Genomic DNA, 15,678 nt, shown 5'->3' with positions numbered 1-15,678 from the left:
TGAATGATCTGATGACCCCTTATTCTCTGGATCCAAACCGTAATAAGGTTGATCCCAGAGCCGGCATTATTCCAGATACGGTTGATATGAACGCCCCCTTCCGTGAGCCCCTTGCAAAATTTGCAAAGTGCGTAACTGACAGAAAAGAGATCAAGCTCGGACTTGAAAAGATTACCAAAGAAAGCCCTGAGTATTGGGGACTTTACAATCTGATCACAGATGAACAGTGTGAGATCGCACTTAAAATGCAGAAGCGTAAACCCAGAACCTTTGAGGAGATTGCTAAGCTTTGTCCTGAGTATTCCAAAGAAGAACTTCAGAAGCAGCTTGATGAGATGTCCTACAATGGCGTAATTGAGTGGAATTACGAGAACGATAAGCATGAGAAACAGTATGTTCTTCCTATGTACGTTCCCGGATCTGCTGAGTTCGGAAATATGAACCACAAGGTTCTTGAAGCTCATCCCGAAGCAGGTGCTTTCTTTGAGAGAATGAGCCGTATTCCTCTTGAGGGTCTTACACATATGGTTCCCATGGGCGGAGCCGGCGTAGGAATGCATGTTATTCCTGTTGAGAAGGCTATTGAGATGGAGAGTGAGTCCATTAATCTCGAGCATATTTCTCACTGGCTTGATAAATATGAGGGCAAATATGCAGCTTCACCCTGCTCCTGCAGAAGATCAAGACAGACCTTTGAACAGGGCTGCGCCGATGATCCTGAAGGCTGGTGTATCGCTATCGGTGATATGGCCGATTATGTTGTTGAGACACAGAAGGATGGTCGTTACATTACTCGCGAGGAAGCCCTTGATATCTTCAAGCAGGCTGAGGCCAACGGATTTGTTCACCAAATCACCAATATTGATGGTCAGAACAAGATCTTCGCTATCTGTAACTGTAACGTTAATGTTTGCTATGCTCTTCGTACATCACAGCTCTTTAACACACCAAATATGTCAAGATCTGCATATGTGGCTCATGTTAAAAAAGATAACTGTGTTGCCTGCGGTCGCTGCGTAGAGGTATGTCCTGCAGGTGCAGTAACCCTTGGACAGAAGCTCTGCAAAAAGGATGGCACAGAGGTTGTATATCCTAAGATGCCTCTTCCTACAGAGCAGAAGTGGTCACAGGATATGTGGACTGAGGACTACCGTGACATCAACCGTATAAACACACATAAGACAGGAACTGCTCCTTGTAAGACAGCTTGTCCTGCACACCTTCCTGTTCAGGGTTACATCAAGATGGCTTCTCAGGGTAGATATGACGAGGCTCTTGCACTTATCAAGAAGTACAATCCGCTTCCTGCAGTTTGCGGACATGTATGTAACCGCCGTTGTGAGGATGCCTGCACAAGAGGCACCATCGATCAGGCTCTTGCTATCGATGAGGTAAAGAAGTTTGTTGCTATGCGTGATCTTAACGCAGAGACAAGATATGTACCTGAGAAGGTAATCCCTAAGCTTGGCGGCGGCTTTGACGAGAAGGTTGCAATTATAGGCGCCGGCCCTGCAGGTATTTCCTGTGCGTATTATCTTGCACTTAAGGGCTACAAGCCTACACTGTTTGATAAGAACAAGAAACCCGGCGGAATGGTTACCTATGGTATTCCTTCCTTCGTTATGGAGAAAAACATTGTTGAGGCTGAGGTTGATGTATTAAGAGACCTCGGTGTAGACATTCGTCTCGGTGTTGAAGTTGGTAAGGATATTACTCTTAAGCAGCTCAGAGATGAGGGATATAAGGCATTTTATATCGCAATCGGCTGCCAGGGTGGACGCGGCGTAAATGTTCCCGGAGAGGACGCAGAAGGCGTGATCAAGGGTGTTGATATTCTTCACGATGTTATTGATGATGAGAATTATAAGCTTACAGGCGATACAGTAGTAATCGGCGGTGGTAACGTTGCTATCGACGTAAGCCGTACAGCTATCCGCTGCGGATCTCCCAAGATCACTCAGGTATCACTTGAGACCCGCGATATCATGCCTGCTCTTCCTGAAGAAATCGAGATCGCTGAATCAGAAGGAATCGAGTTCAGAGGCGGTTGGGGACCCAAGGAAATCCTTTCAGAGAACGGCAAGGTAAAGGGCATCGTATTCAAGAAGTGTACTCAGGTTAAGAATGCCGAAGGACGTTTTGATCCTCAGTATGATGAGAATGAGACCATGGAAATCGCATGTTCCAACGTTATCCTTTCAGTTGGACAGGCTACTATCTGGGGTGACCTCCTTAAGGATGAAGCAGTGGAATTCAGGGGACCGGCTCCCATAGCTGATAAGGTGACTTTCCAGACAACAGTTAAGGATATCTTCGTAGGCGGCGATATGTTCTATGGACCAAGATTTGCAATTGATGCTATTGCCTGCGGTAAAGAGGGTGCTGAGTCTATTCACAGATTTGTACAGCCTCATTCATCACTTACAATTGGCCGTGATCCTAACTTCTTCATTGAGCTTGATAAGGATGATATTCTTGTTAAGGACTATGACCATGTTGGACGTCAGGTTCCCGCTGATGCCAAGAAACCCGGAGAGCTTACCTTCCGTGATACCAAGAAGGTATTTACCGAAGAGCAGATCAAGAAGGAAACATCCCGTTGTCTTGGCTGCGGAGCTTCAATTGTAGATCCCAACAAGTGCGTTGGCTGCGGACTTTGCACAACACGCTGCGAATTCGATGCCATCAAGCTTACAAGGGATAACCCGGATGCTTCAACAATGAGAACGGCGGAAGAGAAGCTTAAATATATCATTCCTAACGGCATTAAGCAGGCTATCAAGAGACCATTTACTAAGAAAACTGATAAAGAGACTAAATGGCTCGAAGATTAAGTTATTTTTAATACGAAATTTTGAATGCTAATTTTGAGTGTATGTTAACTAAATTAGTTGCCATATAACTTAAATTAGCTTGTAAAAATTTAATAATTACTTTATGCAAATTTCATAATTACAATCAAAAGTGGCAGAACCCTTGATGGGGACTGCCACTTTATTTGACTAAAGTAAAGCGAACGCTTGATTATTTTCTTTCGATATAGTAAAAGTATATTCAAAGTTTTTTTCGTTTAGCTAAATTTTTGGAGGAGAAAAACGTACTTTACGTGGGAGAAGAAATATGCTGTTGTTGTCAAATGGGGGATTTGTATTAAATATCTATACGTTGTTTCTTGCTGTGATGCTTCTTCTTTTCCAGGAGAACGATAAGAAATCACGCTCAAATAAGGCATTTATCAGACTGGTTGGACTGGTTGCAGTGCTTGTGGGTATTTCCGCTGTTGGGGACATAGGAATAGCTCTTGGCGGCCATTTCATAATACTGCAGATGATTGCTTCTTACGGCGTTTTTGCGCTGGATCCCTTTGGATTTTTGTTTGCGCTTAAATATATTGATTGTTACACGATATATGCAGATAAGAAAAAGAGGAAAATGTTTATTATACCTCTTGAAGCTTATGCATTTATTAATCTTGTTCTAGTTACGTTTTCAGCTGTTTTTTCAAAAGGCTGGTTTTATTACTATACAGACGGTATCTACAACAGAGGACCTTTGTTTATTCCAAGAGGTATCACACATGTGGTTTTATGCCTGGCGGTAATGGCATATGTATTGGTGTTCAGAAGTGGAATAATCAGAAGCTACAGACTTCCTATAATTACTTTCCCGCTAATTATTGCAATAGGCGGATTTCTGCAGGTAATGCTGTACAATATCAATCTTGAGTATGCTGCAACCATTTTTGCCTGCATGATACTTCTTATCTATGTTCAGCGTAGAGACATTAACCTGGATTATCTTACCGGAGTTGTTAACAGACGAGGAATTGACATGGCTATGAGAAATGCCATATCACAGTCTCAGGACAGGGATTTTGCTGCAATTATGATCGATGTAGATTTCTTCAAGACCATCAATGACAAATTCGGACATAAGGCCGGTGATGAAGTTCTTGAGTGTATTGCGGAAGTACTCAGAGTAAGCTTTGATGATAATGACATTGTTGGAAGATTCGGCGGAGATGAGTTCTGTGTAATTACAAGGATCAATGACACCAATGAACTCGACAGAAGAATAGAGAATGTCAAGGAATCTATTGCAGATATTGATTGGAGCAACAAAAAAGAGATGAATCTTTCCGTAAGTGCGGGCGCTCTTGTATACGATAAAGATAGCGGAATGAAGGTCAAGGAGTTCATGGAATCCATAGACAGACGCATGTATGAGGAAAAGCTGTCACATCATCTCAAGGACAGAAGAAGGGCAACTGTTTAAAGGCCTTGAAAAATAATTGCTTGACGAAAACTTTAAAAATGTATATTAATAAGAAAGTGACCGAAAATCACATTTGTTAATTCAATTATTTTTTATGAAGGGGCAATTAATCAGTAATGGCTACAAGTAAATCAACAAGTTCAAAGAAAAATTCACTTCTGATCGTGGAGTCACCTACCAAGGTCAAAGCTATCAAGAAGTTCCTGGGAACAGGCTATGAGGTTGCAGCCAGCAACGGACATGTCAGAGATCTTCCAAGGAGCCAGATGGGGGTAGACATCCAGAACGGTTATGAACCCAAATATATTACCATAAGAGGAAAGGGAGACGTTCTTGCAGAGCTTCGTAAGCAGGTCAAGAAGGCTGACAAAGTATATCTCGCAACCGACCCGGACCGTGAGGGTGAGGCAATCAGCTGGCATCTTATTACAGCGCTTAAGCTTGATAAGGCTGATGCACAGGTGCAGAGGGTTACCTTTAATGAAATTACCAAGAACGCTGTTAAGGAAGCAATGAAGCATCCAAGAGACATCGATATGAATCTTGTTGATGCTCAGCAGGCAAGACGTGTTCTTGACAGAATGGTTGGATACAGCATTTCACCTATTCTCTGGGCTAAGATTAAGAGAGGCCTCAGTGCAGGAAGAGTACAGTCTGTTGCACTCAGGATCATCGCTGACAGAGAAGAAGAGATAGATTCCTTTATTCCAAGTGAATATTGGACACTTGATGTTAATCTTAAGGCAGAGGGTGAGAAGAAACCTCTTGTTGCTCACTATTATGGTGAAGGCAGTGAGAAAAAAGAGATCAAGAACAAGGAAGAGCTTGAGAAGATCTGCCAGGAGCTTAAGGGTGCCAAGTATCAGATAAGCGATGTTAAGAAGGGCGAGAGAACCAAGAAGGCTCCGCTTCCTTTTACAACTTCAACACTTCAGCAGGAAGCTTCCAAGAGCCTTAACTTCTCAACTCAGAAAACTATGAGAGTTGCACAGCAGCTCTATGAAGGAATTGAGCTTGGCAAGCAGGGTACTGTAGGTCTTATTACTTACCTTCGTACCGATTCAACCCGTGTGTCCGATGAGGCAGTAGCTGCAGCCAATGCATATATCACTGAGAACTTTGGCGATAAGTATCTGTCAGAGGGCGCAACAGCCAAGAAGAATGAAGGTAAGATCCAGGATGCTCACGAAGCAATTCGCCCTACCTACATTGAGAATACACCAGTAATGGTCAAGGATTATCTTTCAAGAGATCAGTTCAGACTCTATCAGCTGATCTGGAGAAGATTTATGGCAAGCCGTATGGCGGCTGCCAAATATGAAACAACTTCAGTCAAGATTGACGCAGGCAAGCACAGATTTACAGTAGCTGCGTCCAAGACTGTTTTTGATGGATTCCTGAATGTATACACTGATGAGGATGATCAGATTGAGAAAAATGTTCTCATGAAGAATCTTGATACCAATACCAAGATTAGCTTCGAGTCCTTTGACAGTGCTCAGCACTTCACTCAGCCTGCTCCTCACTACACAGAAGCTTCACTGGTTCATGACCTTGAGGCTCTTGGAATCGGTAGACCCAGTACTTATGCACCTACAATTTCAACAATTCTTGCAAGACATTATATAACCAAAGAGAACAAGGCAATCTTCATCACAGAGCTTGGACAGGCTGTAAACAAGATGATGAATGATGCTTTCCCTCAGATTGTTGATGTTAATTTCACTTCCAACATGGAGGCGCTTCTGGACGGAATCGCTGAGGGTGAAGTTAAGTGGAAGACTGTAATTGAGAATTTCTATCCCGATCTTGACAAGGCTGTCAAGTTTGCTGAGGCAGAGGTTGAGAAGGTTCAGGTACAGGATGAAGTAACCGATGAGATCTGCGAGAACTGTGGCAGAAACATGGTAATCAAGTACGGCCCTCACGGCAAATTCCTTGCTTGCCCCGGTTTCCCTGAGTGCAAGAACACCAAGCCCTATTTTGAAAAAATAGGTGTTGAGTGCCCTAAGTGTGGCAAAGATATTGTGATGAAGCGCACCAAGAAGGGAAGAATCTATTACGGATGTATCGGTAATCCCGATTGCGACTTCATGAGCTGGGCAAGACCCGTTGCCAAGAAGTGCCCTGTTTGCGGCGGCGTTATGGCAGCTAAGGGCAACAAGATCGTATGTCTTAACCAGGAATGCGGTCATGTTGAAGCCAAGCCTGAAAAGAAGACAGAAGAGTGAATATATTAAATTTTTAGATAAATTAAGCTTTTTTTCATAATTGTAGGCGCTTTATTGTTTGAAGCGCCTATTTTTTTATGCTATCATAACAATAGTGTAGTAGTTTTATTAGCGATATTTCGATAACTATAACACAGGGGAAATAACAAATTAAAGGAGAGATGCAATGAGTAGTGTACAGCTACTGGATAAGACCCGAAAAATTGGTAAACTTCTTCACAATAGTAATTCGGGCAAGGTCGTATTCAACGATATCTGCAGAGTTTTATGCGACATATTATCCTCTAATATGTTTGTTATAAGCAAAAAGGGTAAAGTCTTGGGCATTGGTGAAAGTGCCAACGTGGAATCGTTAAGTGATCTGCTTGTTGACAATGTAGGTTCTTTTATCGACCCAATGCTGAACGAGAGGCTATTAACAATTCTTTCCACCAAAGAGAATGTTAATCTGGAGACCCTTGGATTTGAAGGAATTGATTTTTCCAAATTCCAGGCGATCATAACTCCTATCGAAATCGCAGGGGAGAGACTTGGTACACTTTTCATTTATAAAACCGAGGCACCCTACGATATAGATGACATTATTCTTTGTGAATACGGAACCACAGTGGTGGGGCTTGAAATGCTTCGGGCTGTAAATGAGGAAAATGCCGAGGAGAGTAGAAAACTTGCGGTTGTTAAATCAGCTATCAGCACACTTTCTTTCTCGGAGATGCAGGCTATCATCCATATCTTCGAAGAGCTTGACGGAATGGAAGGAGTCCTGGTTGCCAGTAAGATTGCCGACAGGGTGGGAATTACAAGAAGTGTAATTGTCAATGCCCTCAGGAAATTCGAGAGCGCAGGAGTCATAGAATCCAGATCTTCCGGAATGAAGGGAACCTACATCAAGGTAACCAACGATGTTGTATTTAACGAAATCAAAAAGCTAAAGCAAGAGATGTAAACAGCCGACAATAATATTGAAATGAATTATTATCAGGATGTGACATTGATGAAGGGATTTATCATTAAGTTGATAAATCCCTTTTTGATTATTCGAAGATTGCAAGTGTATATTTTGTAGTAAGACGCTCATAAAAACACAATATAAAGTGCAAAACCCTTGTGTTTTTCATTAAAAAATCTTATCATTAATATAATAAGATAGAGTGTCCATGTTTAGTTGTAATGAATGGAGGGACTATGATAAACAGCAATGTGTTTGATTATATCAATGTTCTCGACAAGGCTGCCGATGCCTCCTGGACGAGAAACGAGATCATTGCCAACAATATCGCCAATGTCGATACTCCCGGTTATAAGAGACAGGACCTCAATTTCGAGGATGAACTTGAGAGGGCTCTTGGCAATTCCAGATACAAAACTATGGATGCCAAAGTCGCAGATCTTAAAGACAAGCATTTGCAGCCAAGAGTAGTCAACGATTATTCCAATTTCTCCTACAGACTTGATAAGAATAACGTGGATATCGATACGGAGAATGTCACCCTTGCAGCTAACCAGGTTAAATATCAGGGTCTTATGGCAGGACTCAAAAATGAATTCGCCAACCTGCAGGCCGCATCAAAGTCATCATAATATTTGATGATGTTTCAAGGAGGGCACGCCCATGAGTATTTTTGATTCCTTCAATATCAACTCATCAGGTATGACGGCGCAGCGTTTTCGAATGGACATTATTTCGGAGAATATCGCTAATGCCAATACTACAAGAACTGAGGATGGAGCCAAATCTCCGTACATCAGAAAGGTTGTAACCTTCGCAGAGAAGGGCACACAGACTCCATTTTCCAGAATCCTTAATGAAAAGCTGGATCATTATTCCGGCAGGGGCGTTAAGGTTGTGGAGGTTAGGGACGATACCTGGACACAAATGAATATCGTATATGATCCGTCACATCCCGATGCTGATGAGAATGGATATGTTACTTATCCTAATGTAAATACTGTTACTGAAATGACAAACCTCATTGACGCCAGCCGTTCCTATGAGGCTAATGCAACAGCTTTTAATGCCAGTAAGAGTATGGCTACACGTGGTTTGGAACTGGGTAACTCATAACAAATGATTTACAGGTCTTTCACAAGGGACCTTGAATTTGGGAGATTAAATTATGGCATCACTGGATATTTCGCAACTTAGAAATGTATCCTCGCAGGTTATCCGCAACGCGGAGAAAACCAACAGCAGAGTATACAATGTTCTTGGCAAGGAGGAAGAGGGGAACGATTCCTTCAAATTCATATTCGATCAGGCGGTGGAGAATATCAATACTACCAATGCCTATCTGTCGGATGCCGAGAACGAAGAGATCAAATGGGCTTTGGGACAGACAGATAATACTCATGACCTGTCTATTGCACTTCAGAAGGCCCAGACAGCTCTTCAGTATACCATTGCAGTGCGTGACAGGGCTCTGTCCGCATACAGAGAACTGACTCAGATGCAGATTTGAGCTATATAGGGCATGAGTAAACATGATTTTTGTGCTTGCACATAAAATTTTGTTTATGAAATGGCCGAACGTACACGAGGAAGTAGCATGATAATGCGGATTCTGAGTGTACGTAGCAGAACGAAAGCGTAAGCGGAGTTCTGCGTATATCGCGACATTCATAGTGGGACATTCGTAGTGGAAGTATGCTTTTTTAGGGGAGGGAGATAAATGCCTGAAAGATTACGGGCCATATGGCAAAAAATCCTCGACTGGTGGAATCAATTTACCGCGGGCCAGAAACGTCTTATCGTTGGAGCCGGCGCTGTTATCTTGCTTACTGTGATCATTCTGGTTACAGTGCTCAACCAGCCTCAGTATGTTCTTTTGACCACGGCACAGTCCGGCAAGGAAGCTGCCCAGATCAAAGAACTTCTCGATTCAAATTCAGTTAATTACAAAATGTCAGAGGACGGACTGGAATTCAGGGTTCTTAAAAAAGACAGAGGAGAGACGAGTCTTCTCCTTGAAGCCAATGATATCCAGGCTTATAGCTATGCCTTTGAAAATGTAACTAACGGAGGCTTCTCCACAACAGAATCAGATAAACAGAAAAAATATGTAAAATACCTTGAGAGCCAGCTTGAGCAGGATTTCATAAGTACTTTTGATGCTATTAAGACTGCTAAGGTCAAGCTTAATATTCCCGATAATGACGGAACACTCATTGGAAATAAAGAGGAAGCATTTGCGTTCGTGCTTCTGACTCTCGATGATACGATTGAGTTTAATGAGGATAACGCAGCTTACCTTGCAAGGGCGGTTGCCAATTCTGTCGGAAATAAGACTACCAATAACATTACTATTCTTGATACAGCAGGCAACATGCTTTTTACCGGTAGTGAAGAGACTACAATGGCCGGTATGGCAAGCTCGCAGTTATCACTTAAGGCCAAGTCGGAGCAGTTGGTTAAATCAGAAGTAAGAAAAGTTCTTCTGGGAACCAAGCTCTATGACAACGTCGAAGTTGCCAGCAATCTGGTTATGGATTTCTCCAATGAGAAGGTAACAGATCATCAGTATACACCTGCTGACGGACAGACCCAGGGCGTTCTCAGTCACGAGAATATCTACAATGCAGAGAATGTCAACGGAGTAAGCGGTATTCCCGGAACAGACTCCAATGAGGGCGATGAGACTACCTATGTGACTCAGGACAATACCAATTCCTCCTCAACTATCACTGAGGAATCAAGAGATTATCTTCCTAACGAGAAGATTACTGTAAAAGAAAACAATCCCGGCGCTGTTCAATACGACAAGTCTTCCATATCCGTCACCGCTATCAACTATGTGGTAAGAAAAGAGGAAGATTATAAAGCCGCCGACAACAATAATATGACCTGGGACGAGTACAAGGTTGCCAATTCAGAGCCTGTCAAAGAAGATGTCCCCGAAGAGATGATCAATGTAGTTGCCAAGGCTACCGGCATTTCAGCTGAAAATGTAGCTATGGCGGCTTATACGGAATATATCTATTTTGATAGAACAGGATCGAACATCACTCTTACCGATATTCTTCAGATCGTGATGATCCTTATTATCCTTGGACTTCTTGCATTTATCATCGTAAGAAGCATGTGGACTTCCAAGAAGCAGGAAGAAGAGCCCGAACCCGAGCCTCTTTCTGTTGAACAGCTCCTTGAATCCCAGCCTGAAGAAGTGCTTGAAGATATCGAGATGGATACCGGCTCCGAGACCAAGAGACTTATCGAGAAGTTTGTTGAGGAGAATCCTGAAGCAGCAGCGACACTACTTCGTAACTGGCTGAACGAAGACTATGGGTGATATTCGGAATGAGTAAACTAAACAATGTGCTTGCACAAATTGTTTGATTTATAAAATCATGCATATATCACCATAGTAAATTATTCAATATGTGGGGATTAATATATGGAACCAACAGCTGAAATGGAGAGCGGCAATTCCCTGATTGCCGACTTTACAGGAACACAAAAAGCAGCGATTCTCCTTATTGCCCTTGGGCCGGAGAAATCATCTGCCATATTTAAGCATCTTAAGGATGAAGAGATTGAAGAGCTCACCCTGGAAATTGCCAATACCAGAAGTGTTACTTCTCAGATAAAAGAGGCTGTTCTTGAGGAGTTCTACGGAGTGTGCCTTGCGCAGCAGTATATTGCGGAAGGTGGTATTACCTATGCGAAAGAGCTGCTTGAAAAAGCTCTTGGTGAGGACAAAGCTCTTGACGTTATCAGTAAGCTTACCGCTTCACTTCAGGTTAAGCCCTTTGAGTTTATCCGTAAGACCGAGCCTTCTCAGATACTTACCTTCATTCAGGATGAGCATCCGCAGACTATCGCTCTTATTTTGTCCTACATGTCACCTGCACAGAGTGCCATGATACTTGGAGCGATTCCACCGGACAGACAGGCGGACGTTACCAAGCGTATAGCAGCCATGGACCGTACAAGTCCGGATACAATAAAGGAAGTAGAGAAAGTGTTGGAATCAAAGCTATCATCCCTTGTAAACCAGGATTACACTATCGTAGGTGGTGTAGATGCCGTAGTAGAGATCCTCAATACCGTCGATCGTGCGACAGAGAAACATATCATGGAAACTCTGGAAATCGAAGAGCCGGAGCTTGCAGACGAGATCAGAAAGAAAATGTTCGTATTCGAGGACGTTCTTCTTCTGGACGACAGATCCATTCAGAGAGTGCTGCGTGAAGTTGAGAACGCAGACCTTGGTCTTGCGCTTAAGGGTGCTACCGAGAATGTACAGAACGCAATTTTCAACAACCTGTCCAAGCGTCTTGCTTCCATGATCAAGGAAGATATGGACTTCATGGGACCTGTACGTATGAAGGATGTTGAAGAAGCACAGCAGAAGATCGTTAATGTTATCAGAAAGCTTGAGGATTCCGGCGAGATCGTAATCTCCAGAGGCGGAGGTGATGAATTAGTTGTCTAATCTTTTTAAAGGAATGTTCGTGAACTATGACGACACAGAAAAACGTGTTATCGACAGTAACGAACTGGCCAATAAAAAAATAGAAGCCGCCAGGGAGCAGGAGATCAAGCGTCAAAGGGCTCAGATGGCTCAAGAAGAGGGCTATGAAGAGGGCCATGGCGGAGATGATTTTATCCCCGGAATAGAGATGGAGCAGCTGTCGCAGCTTACTGAAGATCAGAGCATGCTGGGGGATTTTTCCGAACCTCAGGAGAGTAATGACAATCAATTCGATATGGAGGCCATGCAGGCTGAGATTGATTTTAAGCTTCAGCAGGCCCAGGAACAGGCTGATATGATCATTCAGCAGGCTCAGGCTGATGCAGAACAATACAGACAGCAGGCCATCGAGTCCGGCAGACAGGAAGGATATGATGCCGGCTATCAGGAGGGGGTTATGGCTGCCGAAGCCTTGAAGGCTGAGATAGAAAGCCAGAGAGGAGATCTGGAAAAAGAGTACCAGGCCCTTGTGGATGAGCTGGAACCTGAGATGGTGGATGTTCTTACACAGATCTACGAACATGTTTTTAACGTTGATCTTCGAGAGGATAAAGAGATAATACTTCATCTCTTAAAGAGTACCCTCTCAAGGATCGAACCCGGAAATAACCTGATCGTTCATGTATCCTCCGATGATTATGATGAGATCATGGACCAGAAAGAGGCAATAGATGCCTGTATTACATCTCCCAATACAACTATGGAGATCATTGAAGATCCGCTTCTTAAGGAAAACGAATGCATGATAGAGTCCGACAGCGGAGTATTTGACTGTAGTCTGGGAGTTGAGCTCTCGGAAGTATCAAGAAAGCTGAAACTCCTTTCTTTTGACAGAAAAAAGAGATGATATGTTAAACAGTTCAATTGATCTTGCAAAGTACAAAAAGATGCAAAACGCCCCCTTTTACCGAATGTCGGGTAAAGTGGTGAACGTAATAGGACTTACCATAGAGTCTGCGGGTCCATCTGCCAAGCTTGGCGATATCTGCCTTATTTATCCCAAGAAAAAGGATGATGACCTCACTGACAGAGTGGTAAGACCTTCCATGGCAGAAGTTGTTGGATTCAAAGACAATCACGTTCAGTTGATGCCCTATGAGAATATAAGCGGTATCGGCAACGGAAGCATTGTGGAGAATACGGATTCTCCGCTTCGTGTGAATGTGGGAGAGGGACTTCTTGGTAAGACCCTCGACGGCCTTGGAAGAATCGATGGCACCAGCTATGGTAAAGGCGTTGCACTTGAAGGCGGCGTTGCGTATTCGGTTGAGAATCAGCCACCGGATCCCATGACCAGGGATCCTATTTCTGATGTGTTATCCCTTGGTGTCAAGGCTGTTGACGGCCTTCTCACCGTTGGAAAGGGCCAGAGAATCGGAATCTTTGCAGGTTCCGGTGTTGGTAAATCCACACTTCTTGGCATGTTTGCCAGAAATACTCAGGCTGATATAAATGTAATTGCTCTTATCGGAGAGCGTGGAAGGGAAGTAAGAGAATTCATAGAGCGTGACCTTGGAGAAGAAGGTATGAAGAGGTCCATAGTTGTCTGTGCTACTTCCGACAAGCCTGCACTTGAGAGACTTAAGGCTGCCAAGACAGCCACTTCTATCGCAGAATATTTCAGAGATAAGGGCAAAGATGTACTTCTTATGATGGACTCCCTTACACGTTTTTCTATGGCGCAAAGGGAGATAGGGCTTGCCAGCGGAGAACCGCCCGTTTCAAGAGGATATCCGCCAAGTGTATATGCTGAGATGCCCAAGCTCCTTGAGAGAGCCGGCAGATCCAGGAGGGGTTCAATAACAGGACTATATACAGTTCTCGTTGACGGTGATGATATGAACGAGCCTATCACCGATACAGCCCGTGGTATCTTGGACGGACATATCGTTCTCAATCGTAAGCTTGCTCAGAAGAACCATTATCCGGCGATTGATGTACTCGCTTCAATCTCCAGATGTATGTCAGCCATTGCGGATCCTGAGCACAAAAAAGCTGCGGGTAAGCTCAAAAACGTTCTTGCAACCTACAACGATGCAGAAGATCTGATCAATATCGGAGCATACAGGGCTGGCGCCAACAAGAACATTGACTATGCCGTATCCAAAATTGAAAGAGTAAATGCCTTTTTGATGCAGGAGACTGATGAGAAATTTACTTTTGAACAGATACGAGGCATGCTTCTTGATATTTTTAATGATTAAATAGGTATTGCCTATGGCAAGATTTGTTTACAGAATGCAGAGCGTTCTTAATATCAAGCAAAAGACCGAAGGCCAGATCAAAATGGAATTTGCCGAGGCCCAGGCTGAGCTTAACCGCCAGATTGATATTTTGAACGAATATGTGGACAGAAAAGAAAAGTATCTTCAGGAGGCAGAGGAACTTCGTAATGAAGCAAGCCTCAAACTTCAGGACATACTTGATAATCAGTATGCTACCGCTCAGATGGATTCCATGATCGTTGCGCAGCTTAAAATCGTAAGGAAACAGGAGGCGGAAGTTGAAAAAGTCAGAATTCGCCTCACCAGGGCGATTCAGGAAAGAAAGATGCAGGAGACTTTGAGAGACAGGGCTTTTGCAGAATATCTTGAAGAAGAGAAGCAGGAAGAAGCAAAAGAGACCGATCAAAGAACCAGTTTTACTTATACAAAAAGACAGAGAGAAAATGCATCGGAGGAGTAAATGGCTGATATAAAATCAATGGGGGCACCACCGGAGGACCCCAAGGCCGCCAGAGCGAAACTTAAGGCGGATAAAAAAGAATATCAGAAAAAATTAAAGGAACAGAGAAAAGAGCAGAAGGAAAAGGCGCAGGAATTTGCGGACAGAACAGCGGAGATCAACGGCGATAACGCCGGCGGCTTCGCTACTATTGTTATAACATTCCTGATCATTCTTATCTGGCTTGCAATTATGGCCCTTTTGATAAAGCTTGATGTGGGAGGCTTCGGATCTGACATCCTGGCACCGCTTATTAAGGATGTGCCCGGGCTTAATCTGATTCTTCCTGACAGCGCCAGAGGTGTTACTCAGCCGGCGCAGCAGGCGGAGCTTATTTCGGATTACAGTTCTGAAGGGTCTTCTGGCGGCATCAATACCTTGGAAGATGCCAAGGCATATATTGGCAGCCTTGAGAAGGTTCTTGGTGAAGAAATGTCACAGAACAGCACCTACGCCGCCACAATTGAGAGATTGGAAGCAGAAGTTACGAGACTTGCTCCTTTTGAAAAACAGCAAAAGGAATTCTATGAAGAAAGAGCTGCTTTTTACAACAGTATCGTATATGGTGAAGGTTCTCCCGATCCATCAGCCTTTGCTTCATATTATGAGATGATCGATCCCGATACAGCTGCTGAACTGTACAAGAAGATCAAGCAGGATGAGCTGGATGAAGCTGCTATTCAGGCCTTTGCCAAGACCTATTCGGGTATGAAGGCTAAGCAATGTGCGAAGATATTTGATGAGATGGTATCTGAGAATCAGATTGAGCTGGTTGCCAGGATACTGGCTCAGATGACTATAGAGAATCGTGCCGATGTGCTTGCTGCTATGGAGAAACCAAATGCAGCCAAGCTGACTCAGCTCCTGGAGCCTAATGCGCTGGAGCAGAAGTCGACGAAGGTGACTGGATGACGATAGCGCTAAGGTGCCTGTCCCCATTAACAGATAAAGGTGCCTGTCCCCATTAACAAATTGTG

13 protein-coding genes are annotated in these 15,678 nt (G+C 43.6%); all 13 read left to right on the top strand.

The features are described 5' to 3' along the window. The first annotated feature begins 86 nt into the window (after window positions 1–86). The 13 genes from G588_RS0109110 (at window position 87) to G588_RS0109050 (ending at window position 15,613) form a co-directional block, all read left to right on the top strand. Entirely contained in the window at window positions 87–2,834 is a 2,748-nt protein-coding gene (locus G588_RS0109110; RefSeq protein ID WP_035788230.1) for an FAD-dependent oxidoreductase, read from the top strand. Between the two features lie 286 nt (window positions 2,835–3,120). After that, window positions 3,121–4,275, top strand: coding sequence for a GGDEF domain-containing protein (locus G588_RS21510; RefSeq protein WP_022778428.1), 1,155 nt, complete (start codon window positions 3,121–3,123; stop codon window positions 4,273–4,275). A 116-nt stretch (window positions 4,276–4,391) separates the two neighbouring features. Beyond that, the gene (gene topA / locus G588_RS0109100; RefSeq protein ID WP_022778427.1) at window positions 4,392–6,506 is read left to right on the top strand and encodes a type I DNA topoisomerase; all 2,115 of its coding nucleotides are present in this window, start codon (window positions 4,392–4,394) and stop codon (window positions 6,504–6,506) included. 166 nt (window positions 6,507–6,672) lie between these two features. Continuing rightward, window positions 6,673–7,452, top strand: a complete 780-nt coding sequence (codY, locus tag G588_RS0109095) for a GTP-sensing pleiotropic transcriptional regulator CodY (protein WP_022778426.1) — start codon at window positions 6,673–6,675, stop codon at window positions 7,450–7,452. A gap of 239 nt (window positions 7,453–7,691) precedes the next feature. Continuing rightward, window positions 7,692–8,087 carry a flagellar basal body rod protein FlgB gene (flgB, locus tag G588_RS0109090; protein WP_022778425.1) on the top strand — a complete coding sequence of 132 codons (396 nt, stop codon included), beginning with the start codon at window positions 7,692–7,694 and terminating at the stop codon, window positions 8,085–8,087. Between the two features lie 31 nt (window positions 8,088–8,118). Beyond that, window positions 8,119–8,571 (top strand): flagellar basal body rod protein FlgC, encoded by a 453-nt coding sequence (gene flgC / locus G588_RS0109085; protein ID WP_022778424.1) that lies wholly within the window; start codon window positions 8,119–8,121, stop codon window positions 8,569–8,571. Window positions 8,572–8,623: 52 nt separating this feature from the next. Beyond that, on the top strand, window positions 8,624–8,965 hold the full coding sequence (gene fliE, locus G588_RS0109080) for a flagellar hook-basal body complex protein FliE (RefSeq protein ID WP_022778423.1): 342 nt from the start codon (window positions 8,624–8,626) through the stop codon (window positions 8,963–8,965). A 210-nt stretch (window positions 8,966–9,175) separates the two neighbouring features. After that, entirely contained in the window at window positions 9,176–10,792 is a 1,617-nt protein-coding gene (gene fliF, locus G588_RS0109075) for a flagellar basal-body MS-ring/collar protein FliF (RefSeq protein WP_022778422.1), read from the top strand. Between the two features lie 105 nt (window positions 10,793–10,897). Then, window positions 10,898–11,938, top strand: a complete 1,041-nt coding sequence (fliG, locus tag G588_RS0109070; protein WP_022778421.1) for a flagellar motor switch protein FliG — start codon at window positions 10,898–10,900, stop codon at window positions 11,936–11,938. Continuing rightward, entirely contained in the window at window positions 11,931–12,824 is an 894-nt protein-coding gene (locus G588_RS0109065; protein ID WP_022778420.1) for a FliH/SctL family protein, read from the top strand. The genes fliG and G588_RS0109065 overlap by 8 nt, the downstream gene beginning before the upstream one ends. Window position 12,825: 1 nt before the next feature. Continuing rightward, complete coding sequence (fliI, locus tag G588_RS0109060) at window positions 12,826–14,181, top strand: flagellar protein export ATPase FliI (protein ID WP_022778419.1); 1,356 nt, start codon at window positions 12,826–12,828, stop codon at window positions 14,179–14,181. Window positions 14,182–14,194: 13 nt separating this feature from the next. Further along, window positions 14,195–14,662, top strand: coding sequence for a flagellar export protein FliJ (locus G588_RS0109055; RefSeq protein ID WP_022778418.1), 468 nt, complete (start codon window positions 14,195–14,197; stop codon window positions 14,660–14,662). Next, the gene (locus G588_RS0109050; RefSeq protein ID WP_022778417.1) at window positions 14,663–15,613 is read left to right on the top strand and encodes a hypothetical protein; all 951 of its coding nucleotides are present in this window, start codon (window positions 14,663–14,665) and stop codon (window positions 15,611–15,613) included. The last annotated feature ends 65 nt before the right edge of the window (window positions 15,614–15,678 follow it).

This window comes from Butyrivibrio sp. AE3009 (genome assembly GCF_000420845.1).
In the GTDB taxonomy this organism is placed as follows: domain Bacteria; phylum Bacillota; class Clostridia; order Lachnospirales; family Lachnospiraceae; genus Butyrivibrio.
Note: the sequence above shows the minus strand (reverse complement) of the source record. Positions and strands in the feature narration are given on the sequence as shown.